The organism is Pseudomonas sp. IT-P260, assembly GCF_949768395.1.
GTDB classification, from domain to species: Bacteria; Pseudomonadota; Gammaproteobacteria; order Pseudomonadales; family Pseudomonadaceae; genus Aquipseudomonas; species Aquipseudomonas parakoreensis.
The window spans coordinates 512,873-526,026 of sequence record NZ_CATKPO010000033.1 but is presented as its reverse complement, the minus strand read 5'-3'; the positions used below and the strand labels follow the sequence as shown (position 1 = coordinate 526,026).

The following is a 13,154-nucleotide window of genomic DNA, read 5'->3' as shown; positions in this document are numbered from 1 at the left end:
AGGTCAGACGTGGCGCCACCGAAGAAAAAACAGGCTCAGACAAGCGATCAGCACGGCACGACGCAGGTCAAGGGGACACTCAAATACGATTATGTAACTGTGGTGGGCTCTTACCACATTAGTCGCTGGACGGAATTTCGCGGGAATTACGGCAACAAGATGAGTTTCATCAACCAAGGTATTGGCCAGTTGAGAGACTACTCGAATCTTAAAAAGGGGGCCGCGGACAAAACCTTTTTTCTGCTGTTTGTCGCGGAGTACGATCCCAAAATGCGCGCCAGGCTAAAAGAGCTGGTCGTCAACACATACAGAGCCGAATACCTTGAGATTGATTCCGCCGCTGAACTGGTTGCTTTCATAAACAAGCGAGTAGAGGAAAAGCGCGAGATCAAACAGCTCGATATCTTTGCCCACGGCGTGGTGTTCAATATCGAGTTCGGTTACGAAATCGAAGGTAAGGATGCCAGCTATCGCTTTGGACCTGCCCAAGCGAGCCAGTTGCAGCCTGATGCCTTTGCCTTCGGCGCTAATATCTTTTCGTACGCTTGCCGAACCGGGTTGGGGGTTGATGAGACGGCGCTTGTCAGTGAGGGGCAGGAACATTACGAGCTCAGCCTTGCACAGAAGCTTGCCGATGCAACCGGGGCGACCATTCATGCTTACCCGCGTCGCAGCCTTTACGACCAAACATATGGCAGTGATGCAGAGCGCGATGGTCTGGAGGGGGCGAAGGCGCGTGTAGCGTCGGATAATCGAGCCAAATCCGCTTTCATGATCAAGAAGGCTGGCTACGAACGGCGTCTTGCTGAATACAGATTGTCAAAAAAGGACGACACAGCGGAGCTGCCGGGCGAAACAGCCCCGGTTCAGCCACCGGAGCTGGCTAACGAAAACGATAAAAAGCTTTTGATGCATGCCCAGAGTCGCGCGAAAAACGAAAAGAACATGAGCTATCCGCTGGACGATTATGGAGCTGTCGGAAAGGTGCGCTCAGGCAATACGCCGTTGGGGCCACCAAAGCAGCAACTGAAGTTTAAAAAAGGGCTTCCGGCACAACCATGACTGTTAATTTTCACAAGCGCGTGGGTCTCATAGCGGCCTTTTTGCTGGTTTTTAGTGCGATGGGTCTCTATCTGCACACAAGGGAAGATGCAATGAGCGAGAAAGTGATGATGTACTACGGCGACTGGAGTCCGGAAGAAAACCGTTTTGATGCAACAAAATGGTTTCGTACCGATATGTACCGCAGTGATGTTGTCGATGGAAAAAAAAGCGCTGTAACCATGCTGCGTAACAGACCATTACCTTTTAAGCCAAGCGACAACGATGAGTTGGTAGCTGGCGCCATTGTGGCCCTCGAGGCGGCGTATCCGCCGGTCAATGGTGACTTGCTTGGCAAGGAATGGCCGATGCTGATTCCACGTATCCGCTACCGTTACAGCGCTTTCGAAGCGCCGGATCAGCCGCAGGATTATTACAACATTTATCTGAAGTACCAGGGTGAGCGGTATGTCATCACTTTCGCCCGGGATGCGCAAACCGGTGAAATCATTCCAGGGGGTAGTGTGCAGTTGATGTACCCCGAGAGTGAGACCCAGATCGCCGATCGGCAGGTCTTCAAGGAGCTGGACGCCGCCGGCATCCAATGACCCGGAAATGACAAATCCCGCCATCAAGGCGGGATTTGTTTGTACTGCGGCGTAGTCTTACGACGGGAACAGCTCGGACAGCTTCATCGACAGCATCATGTCGCCTTCAACGCGCAGCTTGCCGCCCATGAACGCTTGCATGCCGTCGGTTTCACCGCTGACGATGTCTTTCAGCGTTGCACTGTCCAGTACCAGCGTGCAGTTGGCGTCGGCGATTTCGCCTTCCTGAATGTCGCAAGTACCGTCTTTGACGATCAGCGCGTAGTGCTTGTCTTCGTCGGTGATGTTGAAACCGAAGACCAGATCCAGACCGGCAGCGGCGGCTGGGTTGAACTTGGCTTGCATCGCTTTTACGGCATCAGCTACGGAGGTCATGGTTCGATCCTTTATGGGTTGATTGCAGCAGGGTCACAGTTATCCGGACTCAACGGTAAGTGATGAGTTCCGGGGCCTTCAGCAGTTGCAGGTGCGCATGACTGTTGAAGGAAGCCAGAGTCACCTCGCGACCGCGGAATTTCAGCTGGTTGAGCGAGGTGTTGACGATTTGCCAATTCAGTTCAAAGGCCTGCCTGGCCGGTATTTGGGTAATCAGGTGGAGCAGGGCGGTAATGGTGCCGCCGGAGGTGAACACGGCGACTTTCTGATTGCTGTCGGCTTGCTCGAGGATGCGCTGGAGCCCCCCCTGAACCCGTTCGACGAAACCCAGCCAGCTTTCCAGCCCCGGGGTGTCATGGGTGCCGGCCAGCCAGCGCTCGATGACCAGCGCGAAGATGCGCTGGAACTCGGCGCGGTTCTGCGCGGCGTTGCGCAGGATGTCGATGGCTTCCGGCTCGTCCTCCAGCATGGCGGGGATCAGGGCACGAATCACTGCGTCGGCGTCGAACTCGTTGAACGCAGAGTCGGTCTCCAGCGTCGGTACCGACAGGCCCTTGGCGCTGAATTGCTCCAGCGCGCTGCTGGCCGTGTGTTGCTGGCGGCGCAGGTCGCCCGCCAGGCAGCGATCGAAACGGATTCCCAACTCGGCCAGGTGCTGGCCGAGGATTTCTGCCTGGCGCACACCGATGGGCGACAGGACGTCATAGTCGTCTGCACCAAAGGAGGCCTGGCCATGTCGAATCAGATAGATGCTGCCCACGTCCGCGTCATCCCGGTACGTTGAAGGTTGTGGCGAGGTTATGAGGATGACGGAGTGCTGTCAATGAAAAAACATACGCTTGTTTGAAATGCCCGTTACAGGCCTGTTGCCAGAGGTTTCACGGCTGGCCGAGGAGGCGGCGCATGGGTATGCTGGAACCATCCCGCGCGTGTTTGTGCATCCGCGCATTGTTTTAAGGAGTCTCTGTGGAGTTTTTCACCGAATACGCCAGCTTCCTGGCCAAGACCGTAACGCTGGTGGTCGCCATTCTGGTGGTGCTCGCCAGTTTTGCTGCATTGCGCAGCAAGGGCCGGCGCAAGTCGTCCGGGCAGTTGCAGGTCAGCAAGCTCAACGATTTCTATAAAGGCTTGCGTGAGCGCCTGGAGCAGACCCTGCTCGACAAGGATCAGCTCAAGGCCCTGCGCAAGGGCCAGGCCAAATCGGAGAAGTCCGAGAAGAAGCAAAAGAACAAACCCGAGGCCAAATCCCGGGTGTTCGTGCTGGATTTCGACGGTGATATCAAGGCCTCGGCCACCGAGAGCCTGCGTCACGAAATCACTGCATTGCTGACCCTCGCCACGCCGAAGGACGAAGTGGTGCTGCGCCTGGAAAGTGGCGGCGGCATGGTGCACAGCTACGGTCTGGCCTCATCGCAACTGGCGCGGATCCGTGAGGCCGGCGTGCCGTTGACCGTGTGCATCGACAAGGTCGCTGCCAGCGGCGGTTACATGATGGCGTGCATTGGCGAGAAGATCATCAGTGCGCCATTCGCGATTCTTGGCTCGATCGGGGTGGTCGCGCAGCTGCCCAACGTCAATCGTCTGCTGAAAAAGCACGACATCGATTTCGAAGTACTGACCGCGGGTGAGTACAAGCGCACCCTCACCGTATTTGGCGAAAACACCGAGAAGGGCCGGGAGAAGTTTCAGGAAGACCTGGACATCACCCACCAGTTGTTCAAGAACTTCGTGGCCCGTTATCGGCCACAACTGGCCATCGATGAAGTGGCTACCGGAGAAGTCTGGCTGGGCGTCGCGGCGCTGGACAAACAATTGGTCGATGAACTCAAGACCAGCGACGAATACCTGGCCGACAAGGCGAAGAAAGCCGAGGTCTACCACCTGCATTACGCCGAGCGCAAAAGCCTGCCGGAACGCATCGGCATGGCCGCCAGTGGTTCGGTGGAGCGCGTGTTGGTGAACGGCTGGAGTCGCCTGACCCAGCAACGCTTCTGGTAAGCCACTTGCATAAAAGGCCCTTCATTGTTCTGCAATGAAGGGCCTTTTTTATTGAGGTGGTATATATGTATTTTTTAAGTTTGAAATGTTGATTGTGCGACCTTTAGTTTGATCTGTTATTCGCGCTTTTATAAAGAGGTCGGCTCGTTAAGCTGATGACTCCTTTAAGTGCTTGAGATCATCATGTCCTCGTTAACCGATACAACTACGCCAGCCACGCCAACTTCAGAACAGAAAGGCCTCTTTTTTGATTTGATCAAAAAGAATGCACCGTCCTGGCTATTGGCGGCTCCCGAGGCGTTGCGCCGCGAACTCTACGACAGCCTCATTGACAGTCATCGCACGCGCAGTACCGCAGGCGCGCTCCTGAACAAACTGCAGTCACCTGAGCAGTTTTGCTCCCCCTTGCTGGCCAAGGCCATGTCCGACAAGCTGTCCATGCCACTGGATGTGTCCGGCGTGGTGTTTCAACACGTGCGTTCAACGTCGAGCCTGCTGGGACTGCGCAAAAAACTGGTGCTGCCGATCAATCGCGATCTGCTGGTCGCCGCGTGCGAGAACTTCGAATCCCGCGAAACCGAAGCGAATAACTACGGCGACACTTCACTGATCTATATACCGCAGGAACTGAACGGTGGCGTGGCTTCGATATTGCCAATACAACCCCATGAGTTTGCACAATTGTGCCGGACACTGGATCTGGGCAAGCAATATCAGACTCATCTTGAATCGGTATTTGAACTTAACGTCGAATCGAACAATGTGCTTACCCAGTGCGCTGCCCATGTGCGAAGTTGTTTTGATGTTGAACGGCATATTGCGCTGATGAAAAAACATATCAGCACGTCGGTTCACCAAATGTTGAAGTCCGTGAAGGACGGCGACAGCACGATCAAACTGGGGAAAAACACCCTGGGGTATCAGAGTCTGGAAATGTTCAACATGACCCTGCATGGCCCACTGTTCATCGGACCTGTCAGTGAGCACGCCGACGATGATTATCGCTGTGTCGTTTACCTGCCGGGCGATCCGCTGCATCCGCTGAAAGAATATGCCTCGTTCACCGACTTTGAGGTCGAGTTGAGCAGACGCCTGAAAAATCCGGCGTTCAAGACGTTTTTCATGGGCTTCCTGAAGCTGGGCGAGCGCGCGGCCTTTCAACAGGAACTGAACATTCGCTTGTACCCCGGTGGCAGTTCACTACTGACGGGCACCGGCACCTACGTGACGTTGACGGGTGTCGATATTGAGGGCGATCCCTTTACCTGGATACACCGTCAGCAGGTTGCGCGGACTTTGGCCGACGCCCGGCTTCTGGTGGTTCCCACGGATGATGAAGACGAGAAAACCCGCCTCGCACGCCTGGAGACTTTCAAGGAAATCGGTATCAATCTACTGCTGGTCGCGGCCTCGTTTTTGCCCGGAGTGGGTGAAGTGCTGTTGACGCTGGGCACTCTGCAGCTACTGTCGCATGTGTATGAAGGCATTGCGAGCTGGACCCGTGGCGAGCAGGAGCAGGCCACGGATCACCTGTTCGATGTCATCGAAAACATCATTCTGATGGCTGCTTTCGCTGCCGGGACGAAAGCCATCGGGGCAGCCTATAAAACCGTCAGGTCATCGGCCTTCATCGAACGTTTGATTGCGGTCAATCCGGGCGGTGGACGCTTGCGTCTGTGGAAGCCGGATCTCAGGGCTTATCGTCAGCTTCGACGGTTGCCCAAAGGATTGCCCGTCGATGAGCGCGGACTGCGTTGGTTCGAGGGACAGGCTTACGTCACCCTCGACACCGTTCGGTACGCGGTGCATCAGCAACCTGAAACCGAATTGTGGGAAGTGCTGCCTCCACCGGGCGCAGCAGAAGGCTACCGTCCGTTGCTCGAAACCAATGACCGCGGTGCCTGGCGCCATGACTCGGAGCGGGTGCAGGAGTGGGGGCGGCTGACGTTGTTTCGTCGTTTCGGCTACGCCAGAGAAGCGATCCCGGACGCCGTGGCGACGCGTGTTCTGGCGGTCAGTGGACTTGATGACAGCGTGTTGCGGCAGGTGCATATCGATCAGGTGCAGACCCCGGCACTGCTGGTCGATACCGTGCAACGTTTCATGGCGGACGCTGCAGTCAGGGCGTTTATCGAACAGTTGCAGGCGCCGAGTGCTGCAGCGCTGGCCGACCCTGATCTGCAGTTGCATGTGCTCACCGCCGCCGTGAAATGGCCCTCCGATAACGCAATCAGCGTGGTCAACGCGTTGGATTACCCAGTCAACCGTTACGGTTCGCAAACCGCCAAGAGCGTTATCCGGCTGACTGAGGACGCGTTGCAAAAAGGTCAGTTACACCATTCGCTGCTGTCGAAGCTCTCGCGCAATCAGCGAGAAAGCCTGCTCGGCAACGTGTCGACGAACACTGAAGTGCAAGCACAGGAACTGGCGCGGATCATTGCCGAACAGGCTCAAACCGCGCGCCCCGATTTGTTCCGGCGGGTATACCAGCGTAGCCAAGTCCCAAGCCATCCCCGGGTCGCGGTACTGATGCAACACTTTACCGAGCTGCCCGCCAGTGCCGCCGAAGAGCTGGTGAACAATGCGTTCAGTGGTGAGTGGCACGAGCTGGACGCGAAACGCGTGCCCTTGCGGCTGGCGGAGGAGGCCCGGCGTTATCAGCAGATGATCCGTGTCTGTCGCGCCTACGAAGGTCTGTATCTCGATGGGGCAGGAGGGCAGTACACCAATCGACTGGTGCTCGATGCACTCAAACACCTCCCGGGCTGGTCAGACGCCGCGTTCGTGCAAATACTCGAATGGACCGCGACCCATGATTCGGCAGCCGCGATTGGACCGGCGACAGCCAGCGAGCGCACGGTGGTCAGTGTGTTCGAGGATCGAATCAACGTTATCCAGGGCACCGACGCACCGCTTGTCACATTCACCAGGCGCACCCGCGAACACTATTTCCGGGCACTCTGGATGGGGCTTTCGGCACAGCGCAGGACGGCGCTGGGCGTACAGGCGGAAAATGGTGCCGCCGCGCTGCAGGAAAAGATTACCCGCGTGGCGCAGGAGCGACGGACGATCTTCGCGCAGAGCGTCGGCGCGCGTCTCGGAGAGCTGTCACCCATGGGACTGGCCGAGCGTACCGCTGTCGTGTCCGGTGCGACCTCCGGCGAGGTGACCAATGTCATGGTGCGCCGGGCCCTGGAGCTGTATCCGATGTACACCCCTGCGCAGATTCATCGTCTGCTCAACGCTCTGGGCACCAACGAAATCAAGGTACTGATGAAGCTCGAAGCGCTGCGGCTGGAGTTTTTCGCGCTCAGAGAAACCTTGAGTCGCTGGGTCAGCCGTCAGACTTGGCACCTGAGCGCCGATGGCACACGGCAGCCGACTTCCCGTGGCAGCAAGCTGCGCGCCATGCGCGCGATCATTCGCAGTTGGCGCAAGGAGCCGGGGAATGTGGCTGCAGACCAAAGTTTATATGGCACCTTGCGGTTCGCGCCGGAGCCTTTGGGGGAGCTGCCGCCGGTGGTGGCCGATTTCAGTCATGTCGGGCGGGTCATCATGGACGGTGTAATGCCCCATGCCGGACTAAACGAATTTCTGCGCAACTTCAGCCAGTTGCGCAGCCTGTCACTGAGCGACAATCAGCTCAGCCAGTTGCCCGAGTCGCTGGAGCGAATACGCTGGCTGACGCATCTGGACCTGAGCAGCAATCGCCTGCAGTCCTCTGAAGCATCGCTTGCTCAATTGGGGCGGATGAAAGACCTGCGGGTGCTGCACCTTGATTTCAACCCGAACCTGGCGCAGCTGCCCGATCTCGGTGGGCTGGCGCATCTTGAGCAGTTGACCGTGCGCGCAAGCCGGATGACACACTGGCCACCGCGCCTGTCCGGGCTGCGTCGATTGCAGTTGCTGGATCTGCGCGACAACCGGATTGAAACCTTGCCAGCACAGGCGTTCGACACTACCCAATTGCCGCAGCTGATTCGCTTGCACGGTAATCCGTTGTCCTCCGACACGCTGAAAAAGATCGCGACTTATCAGCAGACCTTCAGTGGTCGTTTTGGTGTGACGGCCATGGAGGGGCGCAAATCTCCACTGCAAACCGTGGCGCGGGAAGATCAAAGCGTGGAGTGGCTGGCTGGGGAAAGTGCTAGCGTGGCGTCGTCCCGGCGCGAGGTCTGGGAGGCGCTGCGCGCGTCACCCGATTCCACGGATTTTTTCCAAGTGCTGTTGCAACTGGTGCACACCGCGGAATTCACCCGCGTGTATCCGCATTTGCGTCAGCGTGTCTGGGATGTGGTGGACGCGGCGGCCGGCGATCAGCGCCTGCGCCGGTCATTGTTCAGTGCGGCGCGCAGTGCCAGGGTCAGTGTCGACGGGTACAGCGCGTTGTTCAGCGAAATGGAAGTGCTGGTCTTGTGTTTCCGGGCGAGGGCGGCAGCTACCGCCGGTGTGCAGGCGCTGGAAGAGCAACTGGTGAGTCTGCTCAAGGGCCTGTTCCGTTTGCACGAAGTGGAAAGCCTGGCGCTGGCGGACATCAGCGCACGTTTCCACACCGCGCCGATGGACTACGATCAGGCGTTGCAAGTCAGCCTGGCCTATCGGGTGGGGCTGGCGCAACGCCTGAACCTGCCGGCGCAGCCACGAACGCTGAGCAGCCCCTTGACTGTCGAGGTGTCGCCGAGCGTTCTGGATCAGGCCTTTCAACAGGTGCTCAAGACCGAGAGCAGCGGCGCCTTACGCGACTGGAGCATGGCGCAGACGTTCTGGGTCGAGTATCTGGAGTCGGCTCACGGTGATCGGTTTTCCGCGGTGAACGAACAGACGTCGCGGGCGATGGCGCAATTGGAAGGGCAGATCGAACTGACGCGCGAGGCGGCCTCGACGCAGATGAATGCCATCCTCGACAACTTCGGTAATCAGCGCCGGGAATTGATCGGGCAACTGACGGATCAGGCATTGGCACGCCACGCCGAACCTGACGCGTCAAAGGCCGCGACGGCTGAAATGATGGAGGCTTGATGAGGCGTCGCTTGCACGCAACGCTTGGCGTTAACGCCCGGAATGAACAACGCCTTGAGCCCGATTGCAGGCTCAAGGCGTTTTTCGATCAGCGACGACGGAACAGCGGCAGCGGTTCGTCGGTGGCGGCCTGATAAGTGACCGAGAAGTCCTTCAGGCTTTCCAGTGCTTCGTACGGGTCTTTGTCGGCGCGCAAGGCGAACGCGTCGAAACCGCAGCGGTGCATGTAGAACAACTGGTCACGCAGCACATCGCCAATCGCCCGCAGTTCGCCTTTGAAACCGTAACGGTCGCGCAGCAGGCGGGCGTTGGAGTAGTTGCGGCCGTCGGTGAAGGCCGGGAAGTTCAGGGCAATCACCTGGAACTGCGCGACGTCGTCACCGATTTCCTCGGCTTCTTCATCGGCGTCCAGCCACACACCCAGTCCGCCGTCGCGGGCCTTGAGCATGCGGCTGTGTTCACGCCAAAGCTGCAACGGAACGATCAGATCGTCGCAATTGCTGATGTCGTCGATGTTGAAATCTTTCGGCAGCAGGTGCCAGGTTTCGTCGACGACTTCGTTGTTCTTAATGATTCGCTGCATAGACGCGTTCCTTGAAGAGGTCGATGCCAATACGCTGGTAGGTGTCGATGAAGCGCTCGTCTTCGGTACGTTGTTCAACGTACACGTCGATCAGCTTCGAGATCACGTCCGGCATGTCGTCCTGAGCAAAGGACGGGCCGAGGATCTTGCCCAGGCTCGCGTCACGGCTGGCGCTGCCACCGAGGGACACCTGGTAGAACTCTTCACCTTTCTTGTCCACTCCGAGAATGCCGATGTGTCCGACGTGGTGGTGACCACAGGCGTTCATGCAGCCGGAGATGTTCAGGTCCAGCTCACCGATGTCGAACAGGTAGTCCAGGTCGTCGAAGCGGCGCTGGATCGATTCGGCGATCGGGATCGACTTGGCGTTGGCCAGCGAGCAGAAATCACCGCCCGGGCAGCAGATAATGTCGGTCAGCAGGCCAATGTTTGGCGTGGCGAAACCGCTTTCACGCAGTTCGCCCCACAGGGTAAACAACTGGCTCTGCTCGACGTCGGCCAGAATGATGTTCTGCTCGTGGGACGTGCGCAGTTGACCGAAACTGTAGCGCTCGGCCAGGTCGGCGACGGCGTCCAGCTGTTTGTCGGTGATGTCGCCCGGGGCAACGCCGGTGGGTTTCAGCGACAGGGTCACCGCGACATACCCCGGCTTCTTGTGCGCCAGGGTGTTGCGCGAGCGCCAGCGGGCGAAACCCGGATGCTCTTTGTCGAGTTCGGCCAGGGCGGTGGTCTGGTTCTCCAGCGCCTTGTAGTCCGGATCGACGAAGTGCTTGGCAACGCGATGCAGTTCGGCTTCGGTCAGTGTGGTCTGGCCGCCGCGCAGGTGCTCCATCTCGGCATCGACTTTTTGCGCGAAGACTTCGGGGGTCAGCGCCTTGACGAGGATCTTGATCCGCGCCTTGTATTTGTTGTCGCGACGGCCATAGCGGTTGTACACACGCAGGATGGCGTCGAGGTAGCTCAACAGGTCCTGCCACGGCAGGAACTCGTTGATGAATGCGCCGACCACCGGGGTACGGCCCAGGCCACCGCCGACCAGTACACGGAAACCCAGTTCGCCGGCGGCGTTGTGGACCGGCTCGAGGCCGATGTCGTGAACTTCGATGGCGGCACGGTCAGCGGTCGATCCGTTGACGGCAATCTTGAATTTGCGTGGCAGGTAGGCGAATTCCGGGTGGAATGTAGTCCACTGACGGACGATTTCGCACCATGGGCGCGGGTCGATCACTTCATCGGCGGCGACACCGGCGAACTGGTCGGTGGTGACGTTGCGCAGGCAGTTGCCGCTGGTCTGGATCGCGTGCATCTGCACGGTGGCCAGTTCCGCGAGGATGTCCGGGATGTCTTCCACCGCCGGCCAGTTGAACTGCACGTTCTGCCGGGTACTGATGTGGGCGTAGCCCTTGTCGTAGTCGCGGGCAATCTTCGCCATCATGCGCACCTGACGGGAAGTCAGTTGGCCGTAAGGCACCGCCACACGCAACATCGGCGCAAAACGCTGGATGTACAGGCCATTTTGCAGGCGCAGGGGGCGGAATTCTTCTTCGCTCAGCTCACCTGCCAGATAGCGTCGGGTCTGATCACGGAACTGCTTGACGCGGTCCTCGATGATCCGCTGATCGTACTCGTCGTATACGTACATATAAGTCCTGTTCTCAGGCTTTGGGCTACTCGGAAAACGCTGCGTTTTCGCTTGCTGGAGTCCGATGGTGCCTCTGCAATTACGCGCGCACGGCCGCGCACTCCCTAACGGAGCCGGGGCAATATACCCGTTTGCAGTTATGCGCAAAAGTGATGTTTGAGTATATGTAAAGAACCAAATCGCCTAACGAGAATAGTTGTTGATTAACCCACATTTGTCGCGGGGACAATCATCGTCTTAACTGTGATCGAGTCTTTCTGCAATCACCGATAAAACCGACAAGAGGCGATGCAATGAGCAATCCGACCAAGGCAAAGAAAAGCGATAGCAGTGTCGATGCATGGGCCATTCTGTTCCTGATTATTCTGGTCGTAGGGACAGCGGTATTCTGGGTCAGCCATCAGTAAACGACCGATCCGGGTCCGCTTCCGACGATTGTCGGACAAAAAACGGGATCAGGCGTCAATAGCCGCTGATTCGGGGGCTATAATGCGCGGCCATTTTTCCTTGGGCCCGGGTCTTTCATGTTGAAGTTTTTCTGCCTCAGCCTCCTGCTGTTCGGTGCGGTTTTCGGATCCGCAGCCCGGGCCGAGTCGGTGCTGTTCCTCAACCCGGGTACGACTCAGGAAGCGTTCTGGGTCAGCTATTCGCAATTCATGCAAGCGGCGGCCCACGACCTTGGCGTCGATTTGCAGATCCTCTATTCCCGACGCCAGCCCGAACTCACCGTAGCCCAGGCCAGGATTGCCCTGCAGGGACCGAACCGTCCCGACTACCTGATGTTCGTCAACGAGCAGTACGTTGCACCACAGATCCTGCGCCTGGCGGAAGGCAGCGGGGTCAAGCTGTTCATGGTCAACGCGGTGCTGACCGCCGATCAGCAGGCGCTGGTCGGCGAGCGTGCCGATCGCATTGGCAGCCTGGTGCCCAATGACGAGGAGGGCGGCTACCTGATGATGAAAGAGTTGATTCGCTTGCATCCGCCAGTGGCGCGAGACGAGCCGATCGAAGTGCTGGCGTTTTCCGGCCTGAAGATCACGCCGTCGGCGCAATTGCGCGAGCGCGGCATGCAGCGCGCCTTGGCCGAACATCCTCAGGTGCGCCTGCGACAACTGGTGTACAGCGGCTGGACACGGCAGCGCGCCTACGAGCAGGCGCGGCAACTGGTCAGCCGGTATCCGAAGGTGTCACTGGTGTGGTCGGCGAATGACGAGATGGCGTTCGGCGCCATGCGCGCGTTTGCCGAAGCGGGCAAGGTGCCGGGCAAGGACGTGCTGTTCAGTGCGGTCAATACCTCATCCGAGGCGTTGCAGGCGGTGATCGATGGACGCCTGAGCGCACTGGTGGGCGGTCATTTCACCCTCGGTGGCTGGGCGCTGGTGGAATTGCATGACTACGACCAGGGCGTCGACCTGGCCCGCTATGGCGGGCGTGATCGCCAGGTGCCGTTGCTGCAACTGATCGACAAGCATCAGGCCCGGCAGATTCTGGCCATGGGCTCGGCACCGGGTTACGGGGTGAGCTTTCGCAAGCTGTCCGCCAAGGGGCGTCCGGCCTCGTATCGTTACCCGTTCGACCTGCAGACCCTGATGCACTGACAGCCCTCAGACCCCGGCGAAATGCAGCACCAGTTTGACGATGGCAAACAGTGTCAGGGCGAACACGGCGGTGAAGCCGATCCCCAGGATCACGAAATGGCCGGGCTTGCCATGGGTGAAGTCCCTTGCCCGATTCTTCCCGCTTTGCACGCCAAATGCCGCCGCCATCACGCTGTGCAGCATCTGCCAGAAGCTCGGTGGTTTGTTGTCGACTGGATCGTCCATAAATCCCCCGTCCGAAAGGCTGTCCCGACAGCATAGTCAATCCTGTGGGTTGTGCCCGTGGGCGC

Annotated in this window: 10 protein-coding genes; 5 read left to right on the top strand and 5 right to left on the bottom strand. The window is 58.5% G+C overall.

The genetic code is table 11. From position 1 onward, the window contains the following. Positions 1-9: 9 nt before the first annotated feature. Positions 10-1,062: a hypothetical protein gene (locus tag ACM6HV_RS16275; protein ID WP_414904732.1), complete on the top strand. Its 1,053-nt coding sequence runs from the start codon at positions 10-12 to the stop codon at positions 1,060-1,062. Beyond that, on the top strand, positions 1,059-1,649 hold the full coding sequence (locus tag ACM6HV_RS16270; protein WP_131671723.1) for a hypothetical protein: 591 nt from the start codon (positions 1,059-1,061) through the stop codon (positions 1,647-1,649). Before ACM6HV_RS16275 ends, ACM6HV_RS16270 begins: the two co-directional genes overlap by 4 nt. A gap of 57 nt (positions 1,650-1,706) precedes the next feature. On the opposite strand, the gene ACM6HV_RS16265 is transcribed toward ACM6HV_RS16270, so the two are convergent. Together ACM6HV_RS16265 and ACM6HV_RS16260 are read right to left on the bottom strand one after the other, a co-directional pair. After that, positions 1,707-2,024 carry an SCP2 sterol-binding domain-containing protein gene (locus ACM6HV_RS16265; RefSeq protein ID WP_414904731.1) on the bottom strand — a complete coding sequence of 106 codons (318 nt, stop codon included), beginning with the start codon at positions 2,022-2,024 and terminating at the stop codon, positions 1,707-1,709. Positions 2,025-2,073: 49 nt separating this feature from the next. Beyond that, entirely contained in the window at positions 2,074-2,784 is a 711-nt protein-coding gene (locus ACM6HV_RS16260; protein WP_145598431.1) for a histidine phosphatase family protein, read from the bottom strand. 206 nt (positions 2,785-2,990) lie between these two features. Between ACM6HV_RS16260 and sohB the strand changes: the two genes are divergently transcribed. After that, positions 2,991-4,022, top strand: a complete 1,032-nt coding sequence (gene sohB / locus ACM6HV_RS16255) for a protease SohB (RefSeq protein ID WP_041072698.1) — start codon at positions 2,991-2,993, stop codon at positions 4,020-4,022. Positions 4,023-4,205: 183 nt separating this feature from the next. Further along, positions 4,206-9,041: an NEL-type E3 ubiquitin ligase domain-containing protein gene (locus tag ACM6HV_RS16250; protein WP_414904730.1), complete on the top strand. Its 4,836-nt coding sequence runs from the start codon at positions 4,206-4,208 to the stop codon at positions 9,039-9,041. Between the two features lie 88 nt (positions 9,042-9,129). Here the strand turns inward: ACM6HV_RS16250 and ACM6HV_RS16245 are convergent, their stop codons facing one another. Both ACM6HV_RS16245 and ACM6HV_RS16240 read right to left on the bottom strand, forming a co-directional pair. Further along, the gene (locus ACM6HV_RS16245) at positions 9,130-9,624 is read right to left on the bottom strand and encodes a DUF934 domain-containing protein (RefSeq protein WP_041072696.1); all 495 of its coding nucleotides are present in this window, start codon (positions 9,622-9,624) and stop codon (positions 9,130-9,132) included. Next, complete coding sequence (locus tag ACM6HV_RS16240; RefSeq protein ID WP_222019166.1) at positions 9,608-11,266, bottom strand: nitrite/sulfite reductase; 1,659 nt, start codon at positions 11,264-11,266, stop codon at positions 9,608-9,610. The genes ACM6HV_RS16245 and ACM6HV_RS16240 overlap by 17 nt, the downstream gene beginning before the upstream one ends. Positions 11,267-11,790: 524 nt before the next feature. Between ACM6HV_RS16240 and ACM6HV_RS16235 the strand changes: the two genes are divergently transcribed. Continuing rightward, positions 11,791-12,864 (top strand): ABC transporter substrate-binding protein, encoded by a 1,074-nt coding sequence (locus tag ACM6HV_RS16235; protein WP_145598434.1) that lies wholly within the window; start codon positions 11,791-11,793, stop codon positions 12,862-12,864. A 6-nt stretch (positions 12,865-12,870) separates the two neighbouring features. On the opposite strand, the gene ACM6HV_RS16230 is transcribed toward ACM6HV_RS16235, so the two are convergent. After that, on the bottom strand, positions 12,871-13,089 hold the full coding sequence (locus ACM6HV_RS16230) for a DUF2970 domain-containing protein (RefSeq protein ID WP_145598435.1): 219 nt from the start codon (positions 13,087-13,089) through the stop codon (positions 12,871-12,873). Positions 13,090-13,154: the final 65 nt, after the last annotated feature.

Bases quoted from the DNA above. Each gene is read 5' to 3' on its own strand.
- ACM6HV_RS16270 (WP_131671723.1), top strand. From the start codon at position 1,059: ATGACTGTTAATTTTCACAAGCGCGTGGGTCTCATAGCGGCCTTTTTG.
- ACM6HV_RS16235 (WP_145598434.1), top strand. From the start codon at position 11,791: ATGTTGAAGTTTTTCTGCCTCAGCCTCCTGCTGTTCGGTGCGGTTTTC.
- ACM6HV_RS16230 (WP_145598435.1), bottom strand. From the start codon at position 13,089: ATGGACGATCCAGTCGACAACAAACCACCGAGCTTCTGGCAGATGCTG.
- ACM6HV_RS16250 (WP_414904730.1), top strand. From the start codon at position 4,206: ATGTCCTCGTTAACCGATACAACTACGCCAGCCACGCCAACTTCAGAA.
- ACM6HV_RS16265 (WP_414904731.1), bottom strand. From the start codon at position 2,024: ATGACCTCCGTAGCTGATGCCGTAAAAGCGATGCAAGCCAAGTTCAAC.
- ACM6HV_RS16245 (WP_041072696.1), bottom strand. From the start codon at position 9,624: ATGCAGCGAATCATTAAGAACAACGAAGTCGTCGACGAAACCTGGCAC.
- ACM6HV_RS16240 (WP_222019166.1), bottom strand. From the start codon at position 11,266: ATGTACGTATACGACGAGTACGATCAGCGGATCATCGAGGACCGCGTC.